The organism is Gemmatimonadota bacterium, assembly GCA_016712265.1.
In the GTDB taxonomy this organism is placed as follows: Bacteria; Gemmatimonadota; Gemmatimonadetes; order Gemmatimonadales; family Gemmatimonadaceae; genus RBC101.
In genome coordinates, this window is sequence record JADJRJ010000030.1 from 138,344 (window position 1) to 163,843 (window position 25,500).

20 protein-coding genes and 2 tRNA genes are annotated in these 25,500 nt (G+C 68.1%); 12 read left to right on the plus strand and 10 right to left on the minus strand.

The window, feature by feature from the left end:
* The first annotated feature begins 90 nt into the window (after positions 1 to 90).
* Both IPK85_15895 and IPK85_15900 read left to right on the plus strand, forming a co-directional pair.
* Complete coding sequence (locus IPK85_15895) at positions 91 to 702, plus strand: fumarylacetoacetate hydrolase family protein (GenBank protein ID MBK8248864.1); 612 nt, start codon at positions 91 to 93, stop codon at positions 700 to 702.
* Positions 703 to 817: 115 nt separating this feature from the next.
* A complete protein-coding gene (locus tag IPK85_15900) occupies positions 818 to 1,747 on the plus strand; it encodes a hypothetical protein (protein MBK8248865.1) in 930 nt (309 codons plus the stop codon).
* Between the two features lie 49 nt (positions 1,748 to 1,796).
* Here IPK85_15900 and lexA read toward each other — a convergent pair whose 3' ends face one another.
* From lexA to IPK85_15920, 4 genes are all read right to left on the minus strand, one after another.
* The gene (gene lexA, locus IPK85_15905; protein ID MBK8248866.1) at positions 1,797 to 2,435 is read right to left on the minus strand and encodes a repressor LexA; all 639 of its coding nucleotides are present in this window, start codon (positions 2,433 to 2,435) and stop codon (positions 1,797 to 1,799) included.
* Positions 2,436 to 2,472: 37 nt separating this feature from the next.
* Positions 2,473 to 3,921: a glutamate--tRNA ligase gene (locus IPK85_15910; protein ID MBK8248867.1), complete on the minus strand. Its 1,449-nt coding sequence runs from the start codon at positions 3,919 to 3,921 to the stop codon at positions 2,473 to 2,475.
* Positions 3,922 to 4,004: 83 nt separating this feature from the next.
* Positions 4,005 to 4,094 (minus strand) — tRNA-Ser (locus IPK85_15915).
* A gap of 62 nt (positions 4,095 to 4,156) precedes the next feature.
* Entirely contained in the window at positions 4,157 to 5,251 is a 1,095-nt protein-coding gene (locus IPK85_15920) for a CoA transferase (protein ID MBK8248868.1), read from the minus strand.
* Positions 5,252 to 5,433: 182 nt separating this feature from the next.
* On the opposite strand from IPK85_15920, the gene IPK85_15925 reads away from it, so the two are divergent.
* Complete coding sequence (locus IPK85_15925) at positions 5,434 to 6,915, plus strand: carboxypeptidase regulatory-like domain-containing protein (protein MBK8248869.1); 1,482 nt, start codon at positions 5,434 to 5,436, stop codon at positions 6,913 to 6,915.
* 125 nt (positions 6,916 to 7,040) lie between these two features.
* Positions 7,041 to 8,339, plus strand: a complete 1,299-nt coding sequence (locus tag IPK85_15930; protein MBK8248870.1) for a DUF481 domain-containing protein — start codon at positions 7,041 to 7,043, stop codon at positions 8,337 to 8,339.
* A gap of 63 nt (positions 8,340 to 8,402) precedes the next feature.
* Here IPK85_15930 and IPK85_15935 read toward each other — a convergent pair.
* The 5 genes from IPK85_15935 to IPK85_15955 all read right to left on the minus strand — a co-directional run bounded on the left by IPK85_15935 (position 8,403) and on the right by IPK85_15955 (position 13,471).
* Positions 8,403 to 8,489: transfer RNA gene (locus tag IPK85_15935), tRNA-Ser, on the minus strand.
* 39 nt (positions 8,490 to 8,528) lie between these two features.
* The gene (locus IPK85_15940; GenBank protein ID MBK8248871.1) at positions 8,529 to 9,188 is read right to left on the minus strand and encodes a YceH family protein; all 660 of its coding nucleotides are present in this window, start codon (positions 9,186 to 9,188) and stop codon (positions 8,529 to 8,531) included.
* A gap of 22 nt (positions 9,189 to 9,210) precedes the next feature.
* Positions 9,211 to 10,110: a hypothetical protein gene (locus IPK85_15945; GenBank protein MBK8248872.1), complete on the minus strand. Its 900-nt coding sequence runs from the start codon at positions 10,108 to 10,110 to the stop codon at positions 9,211 to 9,213.
* Positions 10,107 to 11,417, minus strand: a complete 1,311-nt coding sequence (locus tag IPK85_15950) for a NupC/NupG family nucleoside CNT transporter (GenBank protein MBK8248873.1) — start codon at positions 11,415 to 11,417, stop codon at positions 10,107 to 10,109. Before IPK85_15950 ends, IPK85_15945 begins: the two co-directional genes overlap by 4 nt.
* Positions 11,418 to 11,428: 11 nt before the next feature.
* Positions 11,429 to 13,471 carry an MBL fold metallo-hydrolase gene (locus IPK85_15955; protein ID MBK8248874.1) on the minus strand — a complete coding sequence of 681 codons (2,043 nt, stop codon included), beginning with the start codon at positions 13,469 to 13,471 and terminating at the stop codon, positions 11,429 to 11,431.
* 107 nt (positions 13,472 to 13,578) lie between these two features.
* Here IPK85_15955 and IPK85_15960 point away from each other — a divergent pair, with 107 nt between their 5' ends.
* From IPK85_15960 to IPK85_15995, 8 genes are all read left to right on the plus strand, one after another.
* The gene (locus tag IPK85_15960) at positions 13,579 to 15,348 is read left to right on the plus strand and encodes a hypothetical protein (GenBank protein MBK8248875.1); all 1,770 of its coding nucleotides are present in this window, start codon (positions 13,579 to 13,581) and stop codon (positions 15,346 to 15,348) included.
* Positions 15,349 to 15,395: 47 nt separating this feature from the next.
* Positions 15,396 to 18,311, plus strand: a complete 2,916-nt coding sequence (locus IPK85_15965; GenBank protein ID MBK8248876.1) for a DUF5107 domain-containing protein — start codon at positions 15,396 to 15,398, stop codon at positions 18,309 to 18,311.
* Positions 18,312 to 18,364: 53 nt separating this feature from the next.
* Positions 18,365 to 19,324: a threonine ammonia-lyase gene (gene ilvA, locus IPK85_15970; GenBank protein MBK8248877.1), complete on the plus strand. Its 960-nt coding sequence runs from the start codon at positions 18,365 to 18,367 to the stop codon at positions 19,322 to 19,324.
* Complete coding sequence (locus IPK85_15975) at positions 19,324 to 21,702, plus strand: beta-ketoacyl-ACP synthase 3 (protein MBK8248878.1); 2,379 nt, start codon at positions 19,324 to 19,326, stop codon at positions 21,700 to 21,702. Before ilvA ends, IPK85_15975 begins: the two co-directional genes overlap by 1 nt.
* Complete coding sequence (locus IPK85_15980) at positions 21,699 to 22,106, plus strand: hypothetical protein (protein ID MBK8248879.1); 408 nt, start codon at positions 21,699 to 21,701, stop codon at positions 22,104 to 22,106. Before IPK85_15975 ends, IPK85_15980 begins: the two co-directional genes overlap by 4 nt.
* Before the next feature lie 58 nt (positions 22,107 to 22,164).
* Complete coding sequence (locus IPK85_15985; protein ID MBK8248880.1) at positions 22,165 to 23,052, plus strand: alpha/beta hydrolase; 888 nt, start codon at positions 22,165 to 22,167, stop codon at positions 23,050 to 23,052.
* A gap of 122 nt (positions 23,053 to 23,174) precedes the next feature.
* Positions 23,175 to 23,393, plus strand: coding sequence for a hypothetical protein (locus IPK85_15990; protein MBK8248881.1), 219 nt, complete (start codon positions 23,175 to 23,177; stop codon positions 23,391 to 23,393).
* Between the two features lie 3 nt (positions 23,394 to 23,396).
* Positions 23,397 to 24,797, plus strand: a complete 1,401-nt coding sequence (locus IPK85_15995) for an amidase (protein ID MBK8248882.1) — start codon at positions 23,397 to 23,399, stop codon at positions 24,795 to 24,797.
* A 160-nt stretch (positions 24,798 to 24,957) separates the two neighbouring features.
* On the opposite strand, the gene IPK85_16000 is transcribed toward IPK85_15995, so the two are convergent.
* Positions 24,958 to 25,317, minus strand: coding sequence for a CZB domain-containing protein (locus IPK85_16000; GenBank protein ID MBK8248883.1), 360 nt, complete (start codon positions 25,315 to 25,317; stop codon positions 24,958 to 24,960).
* Between the last annotated feature and the right edge of the window lie 183 nt (positions 25,318 to 25,500).

Here is a 25,500-nt window from a genome sequence, read left to right on the forward strand (position 1 = left end):
GAGCGCCTTCGGAGACCACGCTCCCCGCGTGGGCGCCTTCTGGTGCCTCGCTTAGTTTCCGGCCTATCCCAACCCCTCACGATCCGTCCCATGAGCGCCCGCCCGTCCAAGATTGTCTGCATTGGCCGCAACTACGTCGAGCATGCGAAGGAGCTTGGCAACGCCGTCCCTGACAAGGAGCCGTTGTTCTTTCTCAAGCCGCCCTCGAGCCTGATCGGCGATGGTGAGGCCATCGTGCTGCCGCCCCAGTCGTCGCAAGTGGAGCACGAGGGCGAGATCGGCGTGGTGATCGGCGCGACCCTCAAGAACGCGTCGGAAGCCGAGTGTGCGGCGGCGGTGCGAGCCATTGTGGCCGTGAATGACGTGACCGCCCGCGACCTCCAGCGAAAGGACTCGCAATGGACCCGGGCCAAGGGGTTCGACACCTTCTGCGCCGTGGGGGCTCCGTGGACGGGGTCGGTCGACCTTGGGAACATCGAGGTGGTGACCCGCGTGAATGGAGTGGAGAAGCAACGAGGCAATTCGAACCAGATGGTCTTCTCGATCCCGTTCTGCCTGTCCCACATCTCGCACGTGATGACGCTGGAGCCGGGCGACATCGTGGCGACGGGGACGCCGGCGGGGATCAGCAAGCTGTCGCCCGGGGATGTGGTCGAAATCGAGGTCGTGGGGTATTCCAGGGTGTCCAATCCGGTCAAATAGGGGCCTGTTCGCGGCAACCCCGGCCGACCGGGACGGGACAGAGGGAGGGGGCCGCTTGGCGTGTCCTGTGAGGGCGACTCTGCCGCCCGTCGTTGCGACCTTGTAACATCAAGCCATGCTGACGCTGCGGGACCGCGGGACCACGCAGGAGGAGGGGAGCGCTCCGGGTCGGCGAATCCGGGCGACCTCGGTTTCTGTGCTGGTCCACCTGTTGGTGGTGGCCGGGCTGTGGCAGGTGCTGCAGTTCCCGCGGGTCATTGATGCGTTCCTCGAGCGCGGGGAGGCCACGGCCGACCGGGAGCAGCGGATTACGTACGTCCAGGTCCCGCCGCGCATCGAGATGGTCGCGCAACCGCGGGTCGTCCCTGCGCGTCGCCCGGAAGCTGCCGAGCCGGTATCTGCACCGCCGGCCGCCGCACCGACGGCAACGGAGGGTCCACCCGCCGGGCCGCCCACCTCGCTCGTGGCGCCGTCGGCGGTACCCGAGGGGATTCCAGCGGCCCCAGCCGGTCCGGCGACCGGTCCCCTCGCAACGGGCCGCGGTCCGGTCCGCGGCGTGCAGCCGGGTTATACGGAGCCGCGTGTCTGGATTCAGGCGGAGCCGGTATATGCCGCGGCACTGGAGGGGGACGCCAAGCTGGATAGCGCGGTCGCGGCCCGCGTGTACGCCTTCCGAGATTCGGTGGCGGCGAACACCTACCAGCCGAACAAGTTCGAGCGCGGCGACTGGACGTACGAGACGAAGGACGGGAAGAAGTTCGGGATTGACCAGAAGTTCATCCGGCTTGGCAAGGTCTCGATTCCCACCGCACTCCTCGGCCTCCTGCCACTGAACCAGATGCAGGGGAACCCGATCGCGATCGATCGGGAGCGTCGGCTGGCGGCGATGCGGTCGGAGATCATCAGCCAGGCGCAGATGGCGATGAACGAGGAGGAGTTCCGGCAGGCGGTCAAGGCGATCCGTGCGCGGAAGGAGCGCGAACAGAAAGAAGCCGAGAAAAAGAAGAAGGCCGCCCCGGTGAAGGTGATTTCGGACGGTCGTTAGGCGGACGGGGCAGCGAGCCCTCCCAGAGGATGGGCTCGTCCCCGAGCGACTAATACGGTTCGTCTGGGGCGGGCGCGCGGAGGCTGCGGACCACCGTGGTCACGACGCCGAGGATGGCGAAGTCGTCGGTGGGGCCGAGGAAGGTCTCGGGTTCCCCGGCGGTCCCGGTGCTGAGCGAGACGACGGCGCCGAGGTGACCGATCAGGCGCACGGTGACGTGTCCGCCGATGCGCGCCGCCACGAGTTCTCCATCGATGGCGCGGGTGGATGGACTCACGAGGGCGAGGTCTCCGGCGAGGATCCCCCGCAGCGCCAACTCGTCCCCAACAACTCGCAGCAGGAACGAGTCATCGGTGAGGACCAGGCTGCGGTCGACGCCGACGAAGCGCTCGCGGTTCTCGCTCGTGAGGTATGGGGCGACCGGGTTCACGCGGGCGTAGAGCGGGATGGGCTGTACGCCGCCAATGCTGGAGAAGCCGACGATCTTCACCCCGCGTGAACGGGCGTGCTCCCGCTCGAGGAACCCCTTGTCCTCCAGCCGGGCCAGGACTTCGGTCACCGTCTTGGTGCTGGGGATGCGCACCTTGCGGCCAATCTCGCGGACGCTCGGCTGGTAGGTGTGTTCGGCGAGGAAGTCGAGCAGGAAGTGGTAGACTTTCCGCTCGATGGGGGTCAGCGGGTCGTGCACGACGGCCTCGTGTAGCAGTGCATGGTTTGGGGTGCCATCACGCCGTCTCCGCGAGCCGGGCGAGGGCAGCGTCGAGGCGCTGCAGCGTGCTGTCGCGGCCCAGGACGGTGAGCACGTCGAACATGCCCGGGCTCTCGCCGGTGCCGGTGAGCGCGACGCGGAGCGGTTGGAAGAGCTTGCCCGCCCCAACCCCCGCCTGCTCGGCCACCGTGCGTAGCACGGCCTCGGTGGTGACGGGGGTCCAGTCGGGGGCGGCGGCGAGCGCGGTGCGCGCCGAGGTGAGCAGGGCCGCGGCCGCGGGAGCGTCCTTCCAGTGTTTGGCGACGGCGGCCTCCTCGAATTCCACGGTGGTGCTCCAATACGGCCGGGCCTGCCGCACCAGCTCATTGATGGTGCGGGCGCGCACGCGCAGGAGGTCGAGCAGGTGTAGCCACCACGTGTGGCGAGTCTCCAGCCGGGCCGCATCGGCGAGGTTGGCCTCGATGACAAACGGGCGCAGGTATGCCGCCAGGTCCTCGAGCGGGAGCCGCATCATGTGCTGGCCGTTCATCCACTCGAGCTTCTTGAGGTCGAAGACGCTGGCCTTCTTGAGCAGTCCGTCACCCGTGAACGCGTCGATCAGCTCGGGCATGTCCATGACCTCGCGATCGTCGCCGGGGGACCAGCCAAGGAGGGCGAGGAAGTTGCGCATCGCCCCCGGGAGGATGCCGAGGTGCTGGTAGTCGCCGACCGCGGTGGCGCCGTGTCGCTTGGAGAGCTTCTTCCCGTCCATCCCGTGGATCATCGGAAGGTGCGCGAAGGTGGGCAGGGAAGCGCCTAACGCCTGGTACAACAGGATCTGCTTCGGCGTGTTGCTGATGTGATCGTCGCCGCGCATGACCAGGGTGATCCCCATGGCGATGTCATCGGAGACCACGGCGAAGTTGTAGATCGGCGTCCGGTCCGAGCGCAGGATGATGAAGTCGTCGATGTCCTTGTTGGGGAAGGTGATGGTGCCGTGCACCAGGTCATCCCAGGACGTGCTGCCCTCGGGGACGCGGAAGCGGATCGTGTAGGGGTCGCCGCGGTCGAGGCGTGCCTGCAGCTCCGCTGGCGAGAGTTCGGCCAGGCGGCGGTCGAAGGTGAAGGTTTCGCCGCGGGATTCGGCGTTCTTGCGCAGCTGGTCCAGCTGCTCGGCGGTCGTGAAGTCGCGGTAAGCGAGTCCGGCGTCGAGCAGCTGGAAGGCATCACGCTGGTGCCGCTCGACGTTGGCGCCCTGAAAGACGACATCTTCGTCCCAGTCGAGGCCGAGCCAGGTGAGGCCCTCGAATATCGCGCGGGTGCTTTCGTCGGTGCTGCGCGCCTTGTCGGTGTCCTCGACGCGGAGGAGGAACTTGCCGCCGGTCTTGCGGGCGTAGAGCCAGTTGAAGAGGGCCGTGCGCGCGCCGCCCACGTGCAGATAGCCGGTGGGCGAGGGGGCGAAGCGGAGGCGTGGGGTGGCGGTCATGTGGGAAAGACAAAGCGGCAGGGCGGAGGTCGAGACGGAAACCGTCTGCCGCCTGCCGCCTGCCGCCCATGGGGTGTCCTGTACGGAGACGGAGGGATTCGAACCCTCGATAGGGCTTTTGACCCTATAACGGTTTAGCAAACCGCCGCCTTCAGCCTCTCGGCCACGTCTCCCGGTCGTGCGACGGGAGTTTAACAGGGGAGGGGCGGCGAGGGCAGGGCGCGTGGCGCCGGAATCAGGGTCGGTCGAGACCGAACGCGGAGAGGGCCTCGTCCCAGGTGGGTTTCGTGCCTTCGGAGGGGGGCGTGAGCGAAAAGCGGGGGGCGGGGGCGGGCTCGACAGCGTCGGTGCGTGGGCGGTACGCCTCACGGGCCTGGTGGTGCGGGTGGAGCGCGACCTCCTCGATCGTGAGTACCGGGGTGACGCAGGCATCCGTCCCGGCGAACTGATCGATCCAGGCGTCTCGTGGCCTCGCGCGGAAGGCGGCGGCCAAGCGGGCGGCGAAGGCCGGCCACTGGTCCCGGTCCCACTGGTCGCGGAAGGCCGGGTCGGTCAGGCCGAGTCCGCCCAGGAGGGCCTCGTAGAACTTCGTCTCTATGGCACCCACGGCGACCCATCGGCGGTCGGCGCACTCGTAGCACCGGTAGAAGTGCGCCCCGCCATCGAGCGTGTTGGTCCCGCGGTCGCCCGGCCACATGCCGGAAGCCCGGAGTCCGTACACCTGGGCCATGAGGAGCGAGGCGCCATCCACCATGGCGGCGTCAACGACCTGGCCGCGTCCCGTCGCCCTCGCTTGCAGGATGGCGCAGGCAACGCCAAACGCGAGGAGCATCCCGCCGCCGCCGAAGTCGCCGACGAGATTGAGCGGGGGCGTTGGTGGGCCTTCAACTCCACCGATGGCGTGCAGGGCGCCGGTGAGCCCGATGTAGTTGATGTCGTGTCCGGCGGTGGTGGCGAGTGGCCCGTCCTGGCCCCAACCGGTGACCCGTCCGTAGACCAGCCTGGGGTTGCGAGCGTGGACCACGTCCGGGCCGAGGCCGAGCCGTTCCATGACGCCGGGACGGAAGCCCTCGATGAGGACGTCGGCGTGGTCGAGCGCGTGGAGGCAGCGCGCGCGATCGGCGTCCGCCTTCAGGTCGAGGTACACGGTGGGCCGGCCGCGGATGAGCAGGTCGACCGCCCCACCGTCCAGGGCCTTGGGCGCGTGCCGATCGATCCGAACGACGGTGGCCCCCATGTCGGCGAGCATCATCCCGGCAAACGGCGCGGGTCCGATCCCCGCGAACTCGATGACCTTGAGGCCGGCAAGCGGGCCGTGGGATGGGTTCATGGGTGGGGTGCGGTGTGGCGGTGGTTGTTGACCTGGTGACGCGCAGGGGGCACGACGCCCTTCGCCGAACAAGGGCGAGGAGCTGTTGGTCAACGTAGCCGCGAGCCATCGGTGGGCGGCAGGGCCGTGCGAGAATCGCGCGATGGCGTCATCTTTGGCTGCACCTCAAGCGGAGTTGCCGCGTGGTGTTCGGATCGACCTACCTGAAGGTCCTGCAGCGGATGGTGCAAGGCTTCGGTTGCTATCGACTGGCGTGCGTTGCCATGTGGACCGTGGCGCTCCGTCCGCTGGGCGCGCAGGTCGAGGTACGTGGGACGGTGTGGGACTCGCTCGCCGGGCGTCCCCTGGCTGGCGCGGTGGTGCAAATGGTGCGCGCGGACAACCCCGGGCAACAGTTGGCAGGAGCGACCGATAGCGTTGGCACGTACGTGATTGCCGGCGCGACACCGGGCGTGTGGGTGCTGGGCTTCACGCATGCCGTCCTGGATGCGCTCGGGCTGGACCTTCCGCTGGCGCGGCTCTCGATCAACGAGGCGCAGCAGGTCACGGTGCCACTGGGGATTCCCGGGGTGGCCACCCTTGCACGGGCGTGGTGCCGAGACAGCTCGGAGGCCCCGGGGTTATGGGTCGGCCGCTTGCGGCGGGCGACCGATGGTGGGGTGATTGCGGGCGGGGCGGTCGACGTACAGTGGACCACCTTTGTGGCCCGGGGCCGGACCGTCGAGGAGCAGACGCCAACCGTCTCGGCGGGGAGCGACGACGGGGGCCGGTTCCTGGCGTGCGGGTTGCCGCGCGGGGAGTTGTTGATGGCCCGTGGCGGGGAACGCGATACCAGCGGGGTCCTGACATTCACGCTGCCGTCCAGCGGATTCCTTCAGCGGGACGTGTTTGTGGGGCCCGCGGGTATGCGGCGGATGGGTCCGTCCGGCGACTCGCTCCTGTCTGGACCGGGCCAGCTCCGCGGGCGTGTCGTGGGCGCGCGTGGCCGACCGGCCGGTGGGGCTCGCGTGCGGATCGAGGAAGCTGGGGTGGAGGCTGCGGCCAACAGCGAGGGGTACTTCGCGATGGACGCGTTGCCGTTAGGCACCTGGACGATGGATGCCCGGGCGTTGGGGTTCATGGTGGAGTCCAGGCTCGTGGACGTGGTCGCGGGCGCACCGGGTGAGGTTGCGATCATCTTGACGGAGCAGGAGCAGTTCCTCGATACGGTGAAAGTCGTGGGTGAGCGCGCCATCGAATCGCCGTCGTACGCGGCGTTTCTCGAGCGGCAGGCGCGGGGGCTTGGCCACTTTGTGGACGAGGGCCAGATCGAACGCCGCCGTCCGCAGCTCGTGGCAGACCTGGTGCGTGAACTCCCCGGCGTCTTCGTGCAGTCTGAGCCGATGCGCGGGAACGTGCAGAACATCCGCTTCCGGTCCTACCGATTTGGTGCACGTACCTGCGCGCCGGACATCTTCATCGACGGGGCCTATGTCCCCAATGTCGGGGAAGGCGGGCTGCTGGAATCGATGGTCGCCACCACGTCGCTGCGTGCCGTCGAGGTGTATCCGCGCGCCGCCGCGGTGCCGCCGCAGTTCCAGCGGAATGACGGCTGCGGGGCGCTGGTGTTGTGGACCGGGGAGCGCCGGAAGGTGCAGGTGCCGAAGCCGCCGCCGATGGGATGACATCGGGCTGCGGGACCTCTGCGCGTAGCTGAACGGCGTGTGGGACCGGGTGAAACCTTTTGCGGTGCGCAGGGGTCAAAGGCGGGTCTGACGGTGGTCGTTTCCCCCCTCCAATCACGACCTGCATGCGCTTCGTCGCACGGAGTATCCTCTGGACGACGGCCGTCGGCCTTGTCCTCGCGTCGTCCGGGCGCGCCCAAACGCCGCGTGCGGATTCCAGCGCGGCCGCCCAGGTCTTCCTGGATTGCCAGCGGGCGTTCTGCGACCAGCAATTTGTCCGGACCGAGATCGCCTGGGTGAACTTTGTGCGGGACCGGATGCTGGCCGACGTCCATGTCATCGTGACGCAGCAACAGACCGGGGGGGCAGGTTCGGAATTCACCTTGGCCTTCATCGGACTCGGGAATCGCTCGACGATGCAGGACACGGCGGTCTTCACCACGCGACTGGGCGACACCGACGATGAGGTCCGCCGGCAACTGGTGCGGAACCTGTCCCAGGGATTGTTGCGGTACGTGCGTGGCACGGAGGCTGCCCGCCTGCTCTCCGTCGTCTACCGACCCGCGACAGGCACGCCAGCCACGGCATCGCGGGGGACAAAGGATCGGTGGAACTACTGGGTGTATCGCGTCGGGATGAACGCGAACCTCAATGCCAACTCCAACGCGGACGCGCAGAACTTCAGCGGTCGCCTCTCCGCGAATCGCGTGACCGAGCAGTGGAAACTGCAATTCAACGCCCGCGGGGAATACAGCAACCAGACCTACCAGCTGTCGGACGGGGAACTGAGCCGCATCCAGCGGGAGTATGGCGGCAACGCCGACATCATCAAGAGCATCAACACGCATTGGTCTATTGGCGTCAACGCGTCCGCCCAACAGGACCTGTTCAACAACTATGACCTCGACGCGAGCGTGAAGCCGGGGATCGAGTACAACATCTTTCCCTACAGCGAGGCCACGCGTCGGCAGGTGCTGATCCGCTATTCGCCCGGATTCCGCATGGCGAACTATGTGGACACGACGATCTACGGCCGCGTGTCCGAGACGCGTCCCCATCACTCCCTGGTCGTCTCGGGCGATGCGGTGCAGCCCTGGGGAAGCGTGGGCATCTCCCTCAATGCGTCGCAGTTCCTGCACGACGCCCAACGCAAGCGCTTCGGCGTCTTTGGCAACGCGGACTGGCGCATCGTGCGCGGGCTCAACTTCAATATTGGCGGCGGCTACAGCTATATCCGCGACCAGTTGCAGATCCCTGGGTCCGGGCTCACCGACGAGGAGCGCCTGGTGCAGCTCCGGGTGCAAGCCACCAATTACGAGTATTTCATGTTCACTGGCCTGAGCTTCACCTTTGGCTCAGCGTTCAACAACGTGGTGAACACGCGGTTTGGTGGCGGTGGGCGCTCGTTTTTCTTCAGCTTCTAGCGCGCCCTTTCTGGAAACGAAACGCGCCGACTCCGGACAAAGCGAAGTCGGCGCGTGGTGTCACGGAGGCAGTAGGATTCGAACCCACGATACCCTTGCGGGTATGCCTGATTTCAAGTCAGGTGCATTCAACCACTCTGCCATGCCTCCCACGAACCGTCCGGAAGATAATGCGCCGCTGGGAGGCGACTAGCCGAACTGCTGTCGGAATGCGTCAAACGCGGTGCGTAGCTCGGCCAGTTCGCGGCGCATCACGGCCACCTCCTGTTCCAGTGCGTCGAGCCGGTTGGGGGGCAGGGTGGAGGGACCGGGCGCGATCGTGCTGTCGCTGGTCACGCCGAGCTCCGGTGGGCCACCGAGCAGGTGCATGAAGCGCGGCTCCTTCTGGCCAGGTCGGCGCGGGACGAGGATGGCCAGGGGTTCGGGGGAGCGCGTGCACAGCGATGCCAAGGCGTCCTCGACCGCGGCATGGTCGGCGAATTCGGCCAACCGCGTCGTGCGCGAGAAGAGCTCCGCCACGGTTTGCTCCCCACGGAGCATCAAGACCCCCAGCAAGGCGATCTGCCGCGGGTCGAGGTCGAGCGCCTCGTCGAGCAGGTGGCGGTACTTCGTGACGCGCGACCCGGCCGGCTGGATGGCGCGCAGCCACCCGCGTCGTCGCAGGGCAACGAGCGCCGGCATCACGTCATCCTCTGTATAGCTGACGACGGGGTCGCGGCTGGTGGCCTGATTGCAGGCTGCGAGGAGTGCGGCGATCGACAGCGGGTAGGCGTCCGGCGTGACCGCCGCTTTTTCCGCGAGCGATCCGAGGATGCGCAGTTCGGTGGGTGAGAGCGGCGGCTCGATCATGATGCAAGATGACCGTGTGTCGTCAGTGCAGGAAGTCACCACCGGCCCCGACCGCATCTCGCCGGGCATCGAGCACGCCTGGGGTGGCCGCGTGCATCAGGCCAGCGGTGCCGACGCCTTCCACCGCAAAGGCCGCGACCAGGGCGGCATTGCGCAGCACCCACTCGTCGTGCTCCGGCCTAACGCGTTGCAGCGCCATGAACGCCCCGGCAAAGGCGTCCCCGGCCCCGGTGGGGTCGACGAGCGTGGCGGGGATGGCTGGTACGCTGACCCGCGGGCTCCCTCGACGCTGCAGCCACGCGCCACGGGATCCGCACTTCACCACGACCATATCTGGCCCGAGCGTCATCAGCTCCCTGGGGTCGCCGTGGCTCGTTGCCACCGCGAGCTCCTCCTCGTTGAGGAAGAGGACCTTCACCCGAGGGAGAAGGGCGCGCAACGCGTCAGGCTCGGCGCGCCACCAATGCGTCATGCTGTCGAGGCCCACCATGTGGACTGCGGGGCAGGCGGCAAGTACGGCAGCCTGCACCTGCGGGTTCGCGCTGGCGAGCAGCAGGTAGTCGTGCATCAAGGCCGGTTCCGGCACGCGCGGGAGGTGGCCGACCTCCACGCCCGGTACACGCGCGCGGGTAAGCCTCGTGTTGCCGTCGTCCGAATATTCCGCCGACCATTCGAAAGTCCGCCCGGGAATGACCTCGACCGCACTGGTGTCGATCCACCCTGCACGTGGGGGGAACGCGTCGAGCGGAAAGTCACTTCCCGCCACACCCACCACGCGCACCGGCAAGATCATCTGCGCGGCGAGGGCCGCGTAGAGGGCGGAACCACCCGGGACGCGCCCCCGCTCCTCGCCGCGAAGCCGCGTGGTGTCGAGCGTGAGAGTTCCGGACACCACCCCGGTAGCAAGGGGTGGTGATGTCACGGGACGAGGATGCCGGCCACCGCCGCTGTCATGAGCGCCGCGATGGTTCCCCCGATCAGGGCACGCATGGCGAGTTCCGCGAGCATCGTCCGCTTGGCGGGGACCAGCTCACCCATCCCGGCGATCTGCATGGCGATCGACCCGAAGTTGGCGAAGCCGGCCAAGGCGTAGCTGGTGAGCATCGCTGACCTTTCCCCCATGGCGCCTGGCGTGGCGAGGTGGTCGGCGAGTTGACGGAAGGCGACAAACTCGTTGAGGATGGTCTTGACCCCGATAAGCTGACCAGCCGCCTGTGCCTCGTGCCATGGGATGCCGATCATCCACGCCACCGGGGCCAACAGGTACCCCAGGATGCGCTGCAAGGTGAGGTCGGGGACGCCGGCGATGCTACCCAACCATCCAATGCCGGCGTTCGCCATGGCCAGCAAGCCCAGAAACGCCACGAGCATCGCTCCCACCTTGAGCGCGAGCATCGCCCCTTCGGACGCCCCGCGCCCCGCGGCGTCGACAAGGTTCACGTCGTGCGACAACTCGGCGTCGGTGGCGAGGCTGGTCGCCGTCTCCGCCCGCTCCGTCTCGGGGAGCAGGAGCTTGGCGACCACCAGCGCAGCGGGCGCGGACATCACCGAGGCGGACACGAGATGCCCGCCGATGTCGGGGAACCACGGGGACAGCATCCCCACGTAGGCGACCATCACGCCACCGCTGACGGTGGCGAGGGCCGCGGTCATCAAGGCAAACACCTCAGAGCGGGTCATGCGCTCCAGGTAGGGCCGCACGAGCAGGGGAGTCTCCATGAGCCCGACGAAGATCGTCCCCGCGGTCGCCACCGTCTCGGCCCCGGACGTGCGCATGGTGCGTTGCATCACCCATGCGACGCCATGCACCACGCGCTGCATCACCTTGAGGTAGTACAGCACGGCCATGAGCGACGAGAAGAAGACAATCGTCGGCAGGACGTGAAAGGCGAAGTAGGCGCCAGTGCGCGCGACCTGCGGCCCGACGTCAGTGAGTGGGCTGTTTCCCCCAGCCGTTCCGCTCCCGACGGGGACGTTGTTGAAGATGAGGTCGCCGAAGAGGAAGGCGCCGCCGGCCTCCGAGAACTTCATGACCTGCAGGAGCAGGGTGTTGATCCCGCCAAAGACCGCCGTCCCGATCGGTGTGAGCAGGACGATGACCCCAAAGAGCAACTGCAGGGTCACCCCCCACGCCACGAGCCGCCACTGGATGGCGGCGCGATGTCGGCTCAGGGCCCAACACACGAGGATGAGGATGCCGAGGCCGACGGCGGAACGCAGTTGAAGCATGGGAACGATGGTCAGGGAGAGACGCGACGCAGGTGCCACGATCCGCGAAGGAACGGAGGCACTTCGCTGGTGCCCGCGCTCACCGTGCCGTGCAGCGCGCCGTCCACCCACACGGCGCGGTGGCGTTCGGTGGGCGCGAGGAACCGGGGATCGGCCACGAGGAATGCCAGGGCGTTGCCGTCGATGCCCGGTTGGGTGAGGCGTGTGCTCGAGGACCACCCGGCGCCGTGCACGATCCATTGACCAACGAGGCGTCCGCTGCTGTCGGCCAGCTGAAGGGTCACGTCGACGGAGTCGTCGTAGAGTGCCATGCGGCCCTTCCACTCACCGAGGAGCTGGGCGCGTGGGGGAAGTGCGGCGGTGATGGCCGGTGTCGCGGGCGCTGACGCGGTCGGCGGCTCGGAGGCGGTGCGCGTTGCCGCAAGGGTGCGCTGGATGAAGGCCGCGTCGGACTCCGGGAGCTGGACGAGGAACCCGGTCGTGTCGCTGAAACGCGACCCGGTGGCGGAATCCACCACCAGCCTTCCGCGCGCACGGTGCGGGAGGCCGAGCGGCGTGGCGCTCGCGATGGTCGACCAGATCGTCGCGGCGGCGAGGTACGATCCGGCGGGGGAGGGATGCGTCCCATCCGACGCGTACAGCTCAAGGTCCGGACGTTGCTGGCGTACCGCCTGCCAGGCGGGTCCCACCGACGCGAGGCGAGCGCCGGTGGCGCGCGCGATCTCCTGGTAGGCCTGCGTCAGGCGTGGCTGCAACTCCGGGGTTGCACGTCGACTCCAGGTGAGGAAGAAGACGGGGACGGCGCCGGCCGCCTTGACCTGGTCGACAAAGAGCCGGGCGTAATGATGGAAGAACCCGGGCTCGTTGATGGTCGGGCGCCCGTCCTGCAACGCGAGTCCCAGCATGCTCTGCTCCTGGAGGACGACAAAGTCCCATGGGGTCGCGCGAAGGCGCGCGAGGGCGGTGCCGGCGTCCCAGTGATCGCGGAGTGTCGCGCCGCCCCGGACGATCGACTCCACGCGGATCTCGCGGGAGGTGTTCGCGAGTCGCGCGAAATCCGCGACGATCTCGGGGAGGTTGTTGAAGTAGGTGTAGCTGTTCCCGATGAACAACACCCGCAGCGGGGGCTCCGGGCGCCGAATGAGGAACGAGAACCCGTCGGCCGGATACTCGATGAGCCCATCCGGTTTCTCCTCGCCCTTGATCTGGCCGGCGCGCGCACGCGCGTACGCACCAGGGACACGCGCCAGGATCGCCGGATCGACGACGGGGACGTTGTGGGCGGGGAGGACCTTGCGGAGCGTCGGCACGAGGGCGGCAAGGCGGGATACACTCTGTGTGTAGGCCGAGTGGTCGGTTCCGGGGAAGAAGAGCCAGATCGGGCCGGGGTAGAACGTGTCGCCCGTCCACAGCAGGCCAGCCGCGCGGTCGAGGAGGGCGATGGCGTCCGGTGTATGGCCGGGGATGTGCAACACCTCGAGCTGACGGCCGCCGAGCGGGATCATCGTACCGTCGCGGACCGTGGACGTGAGGGTGAAGGGCCGAATGGCGTACGTGGACGTGTCGAACGGCACGCGGAGGCGCGCGGCGCAGAACGCCTGTGGGGTGACCTCCTGGGTGACGGCCCGGTGCGGGATGCCCGCGGCGCTCTCGCGGGTGAACCAGGTCTCCATGCCGCGGATGTCCGTGAATTCCGCGTTGCCACCGACGTGGTCGTAGTGGGTATGCGAGTTGACCACGACGACCGGGAGACGGGTCAGCTCGCGAACGACGGCGGAGATGCGGCTCATGCCCATCCCGGTGTCGAAGAGCAATGCGCGCTCGGCGCCGACGATAAGCCAGGAGATGACCTCCTGGAAGTTGTAAGGCTCGTACAGGGCAAACACCCCCGGGTCGACCCGATAGACGTGGAACCAGGGGTCGCGCACGCGCACCCGCTCCAGGGCGTCGTAGCCGGCACGCAGCGGCTGGTCGCACCAGCGGTTGGCCTGCCCGCTGAGCGGGGCGGCCAGGCACGCCGATGCGAGGGTGGCGAACAGGAAGGAGGGTCGCATGAGGAACCGGGAACGCAGCAACAGCAATCTCCAGTGTCGCCGTGGCGGGGCAAGGTTGACCGATCACAGCGCCTAGGCAACCTCCGGCCGGGATGGTACGATCAGGGATGCGGCTCTGCACCCTCCTCGTCGGACTGGCGCTCATGCTCCCGGGGGCCCTCCTCGGGCAGGAGTCGTTCACCCGGCAGGTGATCCTGGTTCCCCTGTTCCAGGGCAAGGACCGCCGCCTGGCGGATGCGGTGGCGGACGCCGTGCGATCGCGCGTGGGGCGTGGCGTTCGCCGCGCCGAGGCCACGGTGGTGGACGAGGGGCGCGTGGCGACGATCCTCACGCGGGCCAGCATCGATCGGACGACCACGGACACGTTCCACATCCGGACCCTGGCCCGGGAGGTGCGCGCCGATGAGATCGTGGAAGGGGAAGCGCTCCGGCTTTCCCCCACGCGCGTTCGCGCCTGGGGTCGCATCTCGCTCACGCGCGACCGCCGCATGATCCAGCCGCTCCCGTCGGTCGAGGCGCCTAACGCCGACTCGGCCGGGAGCCTGCTCGCGACTCAGGTCCTCGCCCACCGCCGCCAAATGACGGCGTTGCGCCGCTGCGAGAACGCGCTGCGCGAGGGAGAGAACCAGCGGGCCGTGACGGACGCTCGAGCGGGGGTGACCGCCTTTCCCGATGGCGTGATGGTGCGCACCTGCCTGGTGAGCGCGATGCTCGCCAATGGGGCGCCGGCCAATGAGCTCCTGGCGCAGGCGCGCGAGGTGTTGGCGCGACACCCCGAGTCGTGGTGGGGGATGGATGGCGCCGCGAAGGCGCATGATGCGCTGGGGCAACGCGCCGAGGCGGCGGCGATGTGGCTGCGGCTGGTGGCCACGGACACCGCCGACGTGATCCTCGGGCGCCGGGTCGCGACGGCGCTGCTCCGGGGCGGTAACGCCGCGCATGCCGTGCCCCTCACCGCGCGGCTCGTGGCGCTCGCGCCGGACGACACCGAAATCCTGCGACTGCAGTGGCAGGCGCTGGCGGCGACCAGTGCGTGGGAGGGGGCGGTGCGGGTCGGCACGCGCCTCTACGAGGAGGATCCGGTCTCGCGCGACGACAGTGCCTTCGTGTGGCGGCACGCGTTGGCGCAGCGCGCGTTTGGGGACACGTTGCGCGCGATGGCGGTGGCCGCAGACGGAGCCGCCCGCTTTCCGAAGGACCCGAAACTCTACCTCCTGTATGCGGACCTCGTGCGCACGGACAGTCGCATCGCGGTCGCCCGGGGTGTCCTGCGCTTCCCGGAGGTCGCGGAGCTTCGCCTCCTCCGGGCCCAGGAACTGCGGACCGCGGGCAAGACCGCCGAAGCGGTGAGCGAGTTGCAGCTCGCCACGACCCTCGACTCGTCGCTGGGGCAGGGGCACCTCGCCCTCGCCCAGGCGCACGCGGAGCTGGGCGCCCTGGATAGTGCGTTGGTCGAGGCACACCGCGCGATTGCGTCAGGCGCTGATCGGTCAGCCGTCGTGCAGTTCGTCCTCGCACGCGGCAACGCGGTGTATCGAGCGGCCAACGCGACCAAGCAGCGCGCCGACTTCGAGCGCGCGTTCGGATTCCTGGCCTACGCCGACTCCCTGCAGAGCACCGCGCAGTCCCAGTTCCTGCTGGGCGCGACGGCGTTGGCCATTTCGCAGCACGCGGCAAGCGAGGCGCCCGAGGTCAAGGCTTGCGACCTGTCGCGACTGGCGAGTGGCCTGCTTCCCCTCGCGCGCGAGAAGATCACGTCGGGGGCGCGGGTCGCGCCGGACGCGTCTCGGCAATACCTGGACTACCTCGACCAGCTCGAGCCGGTCGTCGCGCGCCAACTCGAGGTGCTCTGCGCCCCAGGCTCCCCGACCTCGTGATGTCGGGCCGGCGCACGCGGTGTTCACTTGTCATGAGGTTCGCTCACATGAGATGTCGCCTCCTTGCCGGCGTGATGGCGCTGGCCATGACGGGCATGGCACAGGCGCAGTCGGTGGCGCGGGTGTATGACGGGACGCTCGCGCTGCCGTCGTACACCGAGGGGCCGCCGGACGCCAATCCCCCGTTCGATGCGCTGCAGCCTGCGGGGCGGCCGAACTATCCGTACACCATCCGGGACCAGTTGACGGACCGGCGGGCGGTGAAGCCCTGGCGCGCGGTCTTCCTGGAGAACGAGTACCTGAAGTGCTCCATCCTCCCGGACCTGGGCGGGCACTTGTATGGATGCACCGACAAGATCAACGGGCAGGAGATGTTCTACGCGAACACGGCGATGAAGTTCTCGAACATCGCCTATCGCGGGTCGTGGGCCGCGTTCGGGATCGAGTTCAACTTTCCGGTCTCCCACAACTGGATGACGACCTCCCCGGTCGAGGTGAGCACGCGTCGACACGCGGATGGACGCGCCTCGGTGTATGCGGCCAACACCGACCGGGTGTACGGGCTCCGGTGGGTCGTCGAGCTCTCATTGCGCCCCGGGCGTGCGGCACTGGATCAGCGGGTGACGCTGACCAATCCGTCCGACACGCGCCAGCGCTTCTACTGGTGGACCAACGCGGCCGTGCGCGCCTTCGACGACACGCAGATCCTCTATCCCATGAAGTACACGGCATCCCACGGCTTCGCGGATGTCGATACGTGGCCGGTGGATCGTCGCGGCACGGACAACGCCGTGCTCCGCAACCATGTGTACGGACCGGTGTCCCGATTCAGCCATGCCAGCCGCGAGGGCTACATGTCGATCTGGCAGCCGCGAACGAACAGCGGCGTGGCGCACTACGCGCCACCCGACGAGCTGCCGGCCAAGAAGATCTGGTCGTGGGGCGTGGACGCCGATGCGATGGACTGGCGGCGCGCCCTCTCGGATGATTCCAGTGCGTATGTGGAGATCCAAGCCGGGCTCCTGCGCGACCAGGAGACCTATGCCTGGCTCGAGCCTAACGACCGCATCGAGTTCACGGAGACCTGGCTGCCGCTGCGCGAACTCGGCGGCGTCACCCGCGTCACCCCGCGCGTTGCGATGCACCTGTTCCGGCGCCCCGACGAGCGAGGTGTCCTGCGGCTCAAGCTGAATGCAGCCGAGTCGTTCCCTGGTGCTCGCCTCCAGGTGTGGTCGGGGCGTCGCACGTTCCACAACGAGCTGCTATCGCTCCATCCGCGACGGACGGCCTCGTGGGAGGGGCCGATTCCCGAGGACGCAGGCCCCGTGACGGTGACGCTCCTCGATCGGGCGGGCGCCGTGATTGTCACCCACACGGAAGGTCGCTTCGACTTTACGGCGGACTCTCTTGTCAATGTCGGTCCGCAGCCCGGGGCGCGAGGTCTCCCTGCGGCCGGGGCCAGCGATGGCACCTGGCTGAGCTGGGGTGCGGAGCGCGAGGTGAACGGCGACTTGCTTGGGGCGTTGGAAGCGTACCGCACCGGACTCCGGTCGGCGCCGGGAAGCCTCCCGCTGTACAAGGCAGTTGGGCGGCTGGCCGTGATGTTGGGCCGCGAGGTGGAAGCGCTGTCGATGTTGGACGAGTACTTGCGCCAGGTCCCCTCGGATCACGAGGCGTCGTACTACCGTGGCCTTGCACACCTGCGCGCTGGGGACGCGCGCGAGGCCCGCCTGGCGCTGGAGTTCGCCCGTCAGCATGGGCCGCTGCGTTGGGCAGCCGAACGCGGGCTCGCGCGGCTCGAGAGCCGGAGCGGCCGGCTGGCCGATGCCGCGGATCGACTGGCGCGTGTCGCAGCGGCAAACAGCGAAGTGCAGCTCGAGGCCTCGATGTTGCTCAGCGCCGTTGGTGGAACGCGGTCGGAAACGGCGACTCGTTGGCGACGCGAGGTGCTCGCCCGCGACCCATCCAACCCACTAGCGCGGTGGGAGAACCGTCGCGCGGGTGGAGCCGAACCCACGCTGCTCGCCGACCTGGCCGCTGACCCGTCACGCATCATCTCGATCGCGACGCGATACCTGGAGTATGGACTCTACCGGCTGGCCCAAGAGCTGCTCGACGCGCCGTATCCCGCGCCGACCGGAGCCCCCGAGGCCGGCGTGCCACGGCCCCATGCCGACCCGATCATCGGGTACCTCGCCTGGTATGCGTGGGCGACCAAGCTCACCGGCGTCGCGCACCTGCAGGACAGCGCGAGCCAGCGTCCGGTATCGCACGTGTTTCCTCACGGCGCGATCGTTCGACACGTCCTCGACAGCGCCACCCGCGCGAACCCGCGCGACGCCACGGCGCAGTTCCTTCTCGGGATGATGGAGATGCAGCGCGGGGAGGTCGCCACGGCCGCTGGCCGCTGGGAGGCGCTTCGCACCGCCGGGGTCACCTTTCCGTCGTTGTATCGCAACCTCGGCGCGGCGGCGCTGCTGCTCGGTGATACGGCTCGGGCCGACGCCGTGCTGGACGAGGGCACGCGGAAGGAGCCGGGGAATCCCGGCGTGTGGAGCCTCGCGGACTCGGTGAAGGTGTTGCGACGTGCGTCGGCCGCGTCGCGGGCAGCCAGGCTTGATGCCTATCCCGACAAGGCCGGCATGCCAACGGCGCTGGTCTATCGTTATGCGCGCGTGCTGGCCGAGGCTGGCCGGTTTGATGATGCCGAGCGCTTGTTCGCGGATCGCTGGTTTTCCCGCGTCGAGGGCGGGACCAACCCGCGCGGGGTCTGGATGGAGGTGCGCACATGGCGGGCGCTGGCGGCCGCCGGTGGGGGGCGTTGCGATGAGGCGCGTGCCATCGTTCGCGGCCTCGCGACGCCCGTGGCTCGGTTGGCCTTCACCACGGATGGGATGGCCCCGTTCCTCACGCGGGAGCCGGTGCGGTCGCGTGTGACCGAGGCGACGCGGATGTGTCCATGACTTCCCCCGGCCCGCGTCCGGGGTGACCTTTGGCCGGCCCCTTTCCCGACCAGATGCGCAGCCTGACCATTGCGGACTTTGAGGAAGTCCGGGCGCGAATTGCGCCCCACATCAAGCACACGCCGCTGCTGACCTCCCGGCAGCTGAGCGAGGTGACCGGCTTCGACGTGCGACTGAAGGCGGAATGCTTCCAGCGGGTGGGCTCGTACAAGATCCGTGGCCCGCTGAACAAGTTTGCGCAGATGCCGGAGGAGGAAAAACGGCGGGGCGTCGTCTGCTCCTCGGCGGGGAATCATGCGCAGGGGGTGGCGTTGGCCGCGCGCATTCATGGCATCCGGGCCGTGATCTGCATGGCGACCAACGCGACGCCGGCCAAGATCGCCGCGACAAAGGCCTATGGCGGTGAGGTGGTGCTGCATGGATCGATCTGGGACGAGGCCAACGAGAAGGCGAAGGAGTTGGTGCGCACCGAAGGGCTCACGTATGTGCATCCCTTCGATGACGAACAGCTTATAGCCGGACAAGGGACGCTCGGGCTCGAGGTCGTTCAGGATTGGCCGGAGCTGGACGCGATCGTCGTCCCGATCGGCGGGGGCGGGTTGATCGCCGGGGTGTGCCAGGCGATCAAGGCGCACAACCCGAAGGCGAAGGTCATTGGCGTGGAATCTTCCGACGGTCCCGCGATGAAGATGAGTCTCGATGCCGGCGAGCTGCAGACGATCGACTGCCGGACGATCATCGATGGGTTGCGCGTGCGGCGGGCCGGCGTGATCAACTTCGAGATGGTCAAGCGACATGTCGACGAGATCGTGACGCTGCCGGATCGCGAGATCTTCGATGCCATGATCTGGATCATGGAGCGGTGCAAGCTTGTGGTGGAAGGCGCGGCGGCCGCCAGCGTGGCGGCGATGATGCACGGGTTGATCAAGATGCCCCCGGGATCGAAGGTGGTTGGGGTCCTGTCGGGCGGGAACCTCAACCTGGACCAATTGCGCGGCCTGAGGTGGAACTGATGCCCTACGCGGCGATTACGGGGTGGGGCGACGGCATGCCCCCGGCCGTCCTGAGCAACGAAGACCTCTCGACCTTCCTCGAGACCTCGGACGAGTGGATCACGACGCGCACCGGGATGAAGGAGCGCAGGATCTCCCACGTCACGGCCATCGAGATGGCCACCCTCGCCGCGTCGCGCGCCCTCGCATGTGCGGGGCTCGACGCCGGAGAGGTCGACCTGATCATCTACGGTGGGTGCTCCAATGACGAGGTCGTGCCGAACAGCGCCAGTGGGGTGCAGGTAGCGTTAGGCGCCACGCGTGCGGCGGCGATGGACGTGAACACCGCGTGCACGAGCTTCATCTACGGGCTCTCCGCGGCGACGGCGATGATCCAGAACGGGACCGTGCGCAATGCCGTGGTGATCGGGGTGGAGCTGATCTCCCGATACATGGACTGGAGCAACCGGAATGTCGCGGTGTTGTTTGGCGATGGCGCGGCGGCGGTGGTGGTGCAGGCCACGGATCGTCCCGAGGGAGTGCTGGGCTCCGTGCTTGGGTGCGACGCCGAGGCGCGACAGGTGCTGCGGGTGCGCGGGATGGGGTGCACGTACGCCGGCGTGGGGATTGCCCTCGGCGATACGGCCTGGGATTTTGACGGGCAGGCCATCTTCAAGCGCGCAGTGAAGGGGATGAGTGAAGCCTGCGCACGGGTGATGGCGCAGGCCGGGGTGACGGCCGACGACATTGACCTCGTGATCCCGCACCAGGCCAACCTGCGGATCATTGAGTCGGTGGCGAAGTATGCCGGTGTGCCGATGGATCGGGTGATCGTGACGGTGCAGAAGTACGGAAACATGAGCGCGGCCACCGTCCCGGTCAGCCTCGTCGAGGCGCTCAAGGAAGGGCGCATCACGCCGGGGGCGAAGATCCTGATGCCAGGCTTTGGTGGCGGGCTGACCTTCGGTGCCCTCCTGGTGCAGTGGGGAGACCGGGTCACCCCGTTAGGCGAGTCGCCGATGGCGTTCCCGGAGAACCCGCGCGGTGCACTCGGAGATGGTGAACGCGATCCGTGCGGGCCAGGATCCGCATGGGCGATCCGCGGCCGGATTGGCGGCACCGGTGTTTGCCGAGAGCCGCCCCGGTGCGAGCCGCCCGGCGTGACCGTGCGCCTGCCGGGCGGGGATGGGTCGCGGGTGCTGGTGGCCCTGGTCGCTGCAATGGTGATAGGCGTCGCGATCGCCGGCAGCGGGCATGCGGGGGCCGCGCAGGTGGCCACGGCCATCCAGCCCGTGGGCGTGTTGTGGGTGAACGCGATCCGCATGACGGTGATCCCGCTGGTGGTATCGCTGTTGATCACCGGGATCGCCGCGGCGGCTGACGTGGCCAGCCTTGGCCGTCTCGGGGCGAGGACCCTTGGGGTCTTTGGAGCCATGCTGGTGGGCAGTGCCGCGGTCACCCTTGTGGTGGCCGTCCCGCTGTTCTCCCTGTTTCCCGCAGCGCTGGTGGGCAAGGTGCCGCTTCCGCCTGGCGCGCAGGAGGCGGCCGCGGAGGTGGCCAAGGCGGTGCCGACGGGGGTGATGGACTTCATCATGAGCCTGGTGCCGTCGAACCCCATCGCGGCGGCGGCGTCGGGGAACATGGTGTCGCTGATTGTGTTCACGGGCCTCCTCGCCCTGGCACTCGCGCGCGGGACAGTGGAGGACCGCGCGCCGGTGGTCGCGTTTTTCAAGTCGTTAGGCGCCGCGATGACCCGACTCGTCGAATGGATCGTCGCGTTGGCTCCGGTGGCGGTATTCGCGCTAATGCTGCCGCTGGCGGTGCAGGCGGGCGGGGCGCTCGTTGGCGCCGTGGGGTTCTATGTGTTGGCGATCGCGCTCACCTGCGTGGTCGTGACCGCCCTGTGTTATCCCATCGCGGGCCGGGGGGGCGGGGTGCGCGGCTTTGCCTCAGCGGTGCTGCCCTCACAGCTGATCGGGATCAGCACCTCGTCGTCGGTGGCGTCGTTGCCCGCGATGGTACGCACGGCCGATGTCATGGGCATCCCCTCGCAGGTGAGCGGGTTTGTACTGCCCCTGGCCGTGAGCGTCTTCAAGCCTGCCGCGCCGGTGATGTGGATCGTGGGGGCGTTGTTCATTTCCCGCTTTTATGGCGTCGACTTGACGACGGGGGGGCTTGCCACGGTCGCCCTGGCGTCCGTGTTCGTGTCGTTTGCCGCACCGGGGGTGCCGCGTGGGGCGTTCCTCCTGCTGACGCCGCTGTTCGAGGCGGTTGGGCTTCCAGCGGAAGGGATCGGAGTGCTCATCGCGATCGACCTGATCCCGGATATGTGCGCCACGGTGGTGAACGTCACTGGAGACGTGGCGGCTACATCGTGGGCGGGGCGGTCGCGCACATGAGCCCGGTCACGTTGCAGGCGGTGGTGTACGCGAAGGACCTTCGCGTGCTCGGGGAGTTCTACCAAACGGTGCTTGGACTCGCGGGGCTTGAGGAGGGGAGGGGGTTTGTCCTGCTCTCCGGGCACGGGTATGAACTCTCTGTGGTCCAAATCCCGGAAGCCTACGCTGCCGAGATAGTGATCGCGACACCCCCCGTTCCGCGGGAGGACACACCGATCAAGCTGTCGTTCCTCGTGCCGGGGATCGCGGGCGCGCGGCAGGGCATCGCGAGCCTCGGGGGCACCCTGCAATCTGACACAGTAGCCTGGGAGTGGCGCGGGTGTCGCCACCTGGACGGTACGGACCCCGAGGGCAATGTCTTCCAGCTCCGCGAGGTTTCCGGACCATCCGTGCTGCCCCAGTGAGTGTTCCCGGCCACCCGCCGATGCGCGCGCGGCCAATGTCCCCAGGACCCGAGGATATATGAGACAGGTCGCCAGCTTACTCCTCGTATGCGTCGCGGCCGCGCTGCCCGCGCAGGCACCGGTCACCTTGCAGCAGGTGATGGGGGTCGCCACGCGCGCACCAAACGAGGTGATCCGGTACGGCGAGGCGCCCGAGCAGTTCGGCCACCTGCGACTCCCACAAGGGCCGGGGCCGTTTCCCGTGGTCGTGTTCATCCACGGCGGTTGTTGGCTCTCGCAGTTCGGGATTGAACACGCGGCGCCCCTGGAGCAGGCCTTCGCGGACTCCGGGTATGCCGTGTGGAGCTTGGAGTACCGACGCGTGGGGAATCCCGGTGGTGGTTGGCCCGGAACCTTTCGCGACATCGCGGCCGGAGCCGACCACCTGCGTACCGTCGCGAGGCAGCATCCGCTCGACCTCACGCGCGTGATCGCGTCCGGTCATTCCGCCGGCGGCTTCTTTGCGCTCTGGTTGGCGGCACGTCGGCGGTTGCCAGTCGAGTCGGAGCTGCATGACCCCGATCCGCTGCGCGTGACCGGCGTACTGGCGTTGGCGCCGGCTCCTGATCTTGAGGGGTTGCACACCGCAGGGGTGTGCGGCCAGGTGATTGGCAAGCTGATGGGCGGCTCTCCCTCCGAGGTTCCTGCGCGCTACGGGAGCGCTTCGATGATGCGCCTTGCCCCGATTGAGGTACCCACGGAGGCCGTGATCGGTGAAGCCGATGCGAGCTGGGCGCCTGTCGGTCGCGCGTACGTCAGTCGTGCGACGGCGGTTGGTGATGCACGGCTGCACGTGGCCGAGGTGGCCGGAGCCGGGCACTTCGACGTCATCGCACCTTTCGCCCCGGCCTGGCGAGCGGTGATGGAAGGACTTCGCCGTCTGGTACCCGAGGTTACGGCTCGCTGACGAATTGCTCGCCACAGCCTCCGTATGAACGAGGCGAGAGTCAGGCGCGTACTACCGTTGCAATCGTGTCGCCAGACCGGCGCCCTCGACGCCTCCGCTCGCATCTCGCCACACCACACGCCGTGACCGATCGACGCAACTTCCTGACCGCCGGCCTGGGTGCTGTCGCTGCTGTGCGAGCCGGCATTGTCGCCGGATTCTCCGCACCGCCTCCGGGTCGTCGTATGATGCCCCAGGAGTTGCGGCTGGAGGAGGTCACCTTTTCGGAACTCGCTGATGGACTGCAGAGCGGGCGTTATTCGGCGCGCGGGGTCGTGGAGTCGTACCTTGCGCGGATCTAGGCGATCGACCGCAGGGGACCCTCGATCAACACGATCCTTGAGGTCAATCCGGATGTCCTGGCGATCGCTGATGCACTCGACCGCGAGCAAAAGGAGAAGGGCAGACGGAGCGAGATGCACGGGATCCCAATCCTGCTGAAGGACAGCATTGGCACTGCCGACCGGATGCACACCAGCGCCGGATCGCTCGCGCTCGCCGATTCGATCGCGCCGCGCGACGCGGCGGTGGTGAAGCGCTTGCGCGACGCGGGGTGCATCATCGTTGGCAAGTCCAACATGAGTGAGTGGGCCAACGCGCGGGGGCGGGCCGCGATTGGGGGCTGGAGTGGCCGGGGGCGCCTGACGCGGAACCCATATGTGCTCGATCGCAGTGCTGGGGGCAGCAGCTCGGGCACTGCGGCCGCGGTCTCGGCGAACCTGGTGGCGGGTGCACTGGGCACGGAGACGATGGGGTCGATCGTCACGCCGTCTTCACTCTGCGGGATTGTGGGGATGAAGCCCACCGTTGGGCTGGTCAGTCGGGCCGGGGTGATTCCGGTGTCGTACTCCCAGGACACCGTGGGGCCGATGTGTCGGACCGTTCGAGATGCGGCCATGTTGTTGTCGGTCATCGCCGGCCCCGATCCCACCGATGCGGTCACGGCAGCAATTCCGTCGTCCATGTCCCTCGACTTTACTGCGAGCCTGGATCCCGGGGCCCTGAGGGGCGCGCGAATCGGCGTGGCGCGCAACCTGTTCGGTACGAGCCTCGTCGCCGATCGCGTTGCTGAGCGCTCCTTGGAGATCATGTCGGCGGCGGGGGCGACGATCGTTGACAACGCGAACCTGTCAACGGCGGAGAGCGTGTGGCCGCTCGACGCGGAACTCCTGGCCTACGAGCTGAAGGCCTCGCTCAATGGTTATCTCGCGTCACTGGGCCCGACGGCTCGCGTGAAGTCGCTGGACGAACTGATCGAGTTCAACGTCCGCCATAGCGATCGGGAACTTGAGTGGTTTGGCCAGGAGACCTTCCTTTACGCGAATGAGCGCGGACCGCTGACCAGTCCCGAATATGTCCGACTGAAGGCGCTCGTCAGGGAACTGGCGGGGACACGTGGCATCGACGCCGCCGTAGCCAAGGATCGCTTGACTGCCCTGGTGGCGCCCGCGCAGTCGCCGGCCTGGTTGATTGACGTCTTGCTTGGCGACAATGCGGCGCTGGGGAGCTACGTCCTGCCCGCGGCGGCGGGCTATCCGAGTATCTCCGTTCCCGCCGGGGACGCGGCGGGCTTGCCGGTCGGGCTCCTCTTCTTTGGCCCGGCCTGGAGTGACGCGCGGTTGCTTGGGCTGGCTTTTGCGTTTGAGCAGCTCGCAAAGGGACGGCGGATCCCCCAGTTCTTGCCGTCCGTGTCCCTGCGTCCCTGAGCCCGTGGCGCGCCCTCCCCGGTGGCCTCAGCCTTGGGGGGGGCAGAGGGTCCAACCAAGGTACCGCACCCCTGCCGTTGCCCGCAGCTGTCTCGGCGTCTCGTGTGCTGCCCTGACCTCAACGGGACGCGTTCGCGACAGGAACCGGTGGCGGTGCTCGTTACAGTGATCCCTGCCAGCCGGACAGGGCTGCGGACAGGTCAGCCGAGGCACGCGAGAAGCTGCCACCGACCTTCATGGAGTCCTCGGCGGCCTGGCTCTGTCCGGCCTTGACCTTGGCGACGACATCCGCAGCTGCGGTGTGAAAGGCGGCATGCAACCGGACCGCTGCTTGATATTGCGGGGATGACTTGACGCTCGACGGGATGCCGCTCCCATGCAGCCACTTCCCGAAGTCACAGCGGTCGTCCTTCCGGACCTCCGACGGGTCAAGATCCGCGGACTTGGTGCGAATCGCGTCCTTGAGGCGGACCTTCCATCGAGCGTGGGCGTCGAGGGCGGCTTCGATTTCCTTGGTCATGCGGCGGCTCCGGATCCGAGGGTGTTCCGAGAGTATCGACCCGTTCCTTCGGAGCCCTGAAGCCGCCGGGACGCCCTGGCCCGTCCTCGTGGACGGAGGGGTATCTTTCTCCCGCCCGAATCCCGTCCTGCTCGATGCCAAGTCTGGACCGGCCGAGCGGCTCGTTGCCCGCCGGTGGGCCGT

Excerpts from the sequence above, each read along its gene's own strand:
- IPK85_15895 (MBK8248864.1), top strand. The coding sequence starts at position 91 with ATGAGCGCCCGCCCGTCCAAGATTGTCTGCATTGGCCGCAACTACGTC.
- IPK85_15900 (MBK8248865.1), top strand. The coding sequence starts at position 818 with ATGCTGACGCTGCGGGACCGCGGGACCACGCAGGAGGAGGGGAGCGCT.
- IPK85_15910 (MBK8248867.1), bottom strand. The coding sequence starts at position 3,921 with ATGACCGCCACCCCACGCCTCCGCTTCGCCCCCTCGCCCACCGGCTAT.
- IPK85_15920 (MBK8248868.1), bottom strand. The coding sequence starts at position 5,251 with ATGAACCCATCCCACGGCCCGCTTGCCGGCCTCAAGGTCATCGAGTTC.
- IPK85_15930 (MBK8248870.1), top strand. The coding sequence starts at position 7,041 with ATGCGCTTCGTCGCACGGAGTATCCTCTGGACGACGGCCGTCGGCCTT.
- IPK85_15940 (MBK8248871.1), bottom strand. The coding sequence starts at position 9,188 with ATGATCGAGCCGCCGCTCTCACCCACCGAACTGCGCATCCTCGGATCG.
- IPK85_15950 (MBK8248873.1), bottom strand. The coding sequence starts at position 11,417 with ATGCTTCAACTGCGTTCCGCCGTCGGCCTCGGCATCCTCATCCTCGTG.
- IPK85_15955 (MBK8248874.1), bottom strand. The coding sequence starts at position 13,471 with ATGCGACCCTCCTTCCTGTTCGCCACCCTCGCATCGGCGTGCCTGGCC.
- IPK85_15960 (MBK8248875.1), top strand. The coding sequence starts at position 13,579 with ATGCGGCTCTGCACCCTCCTCGTCGGACTGGCGCTCATGCTCCCGGGG.
- IPK85_15965 (MBK8248876.1), top strand. The coding sequence starts at position 15,396 with ATGAGATGTCGCCTCCTTGCCGGCGTGATGGCGCTGGCCATGACGGGC.
- ilvA (MBK8248877.1), top strand. The coding sequence starts at position 18,365 with ATGCGCAGCCTGACCATTGCGGACTTTGAGGAAGTCCGGGCGCGAATT.
- IPK85_15975 (MBK8248878.1), top strand. The coding sequence starts at position 19,324 with ATGCCCTACGCGGCGATTACGGGGTGGGGCGACGGCATGCCCCCGGCC.
- IPK85_15980 (MBK8248879.1), top strand. The coding sequence starts at position 21,699 with ATGAGCCCGGTCACGTTGCAGGCGGTGGTGTACGCGAAGGACCTTCGC.
- IPK85_15985 (MBK8248880.1), top strand. The coding sequence starts at position 22,165 with ATGAGACAGGTCGCCAGCTTACTCCTCGTATGCGTCGCGGCCGCGCTG.
- IPK85_16000 (MBK8248883.1), bottom strand. The coding sequence starts at position 25,317 with ATGACCAAGGAAATCGAAGCCGCCCTCGACGCCCACGCTCGATGGAAG.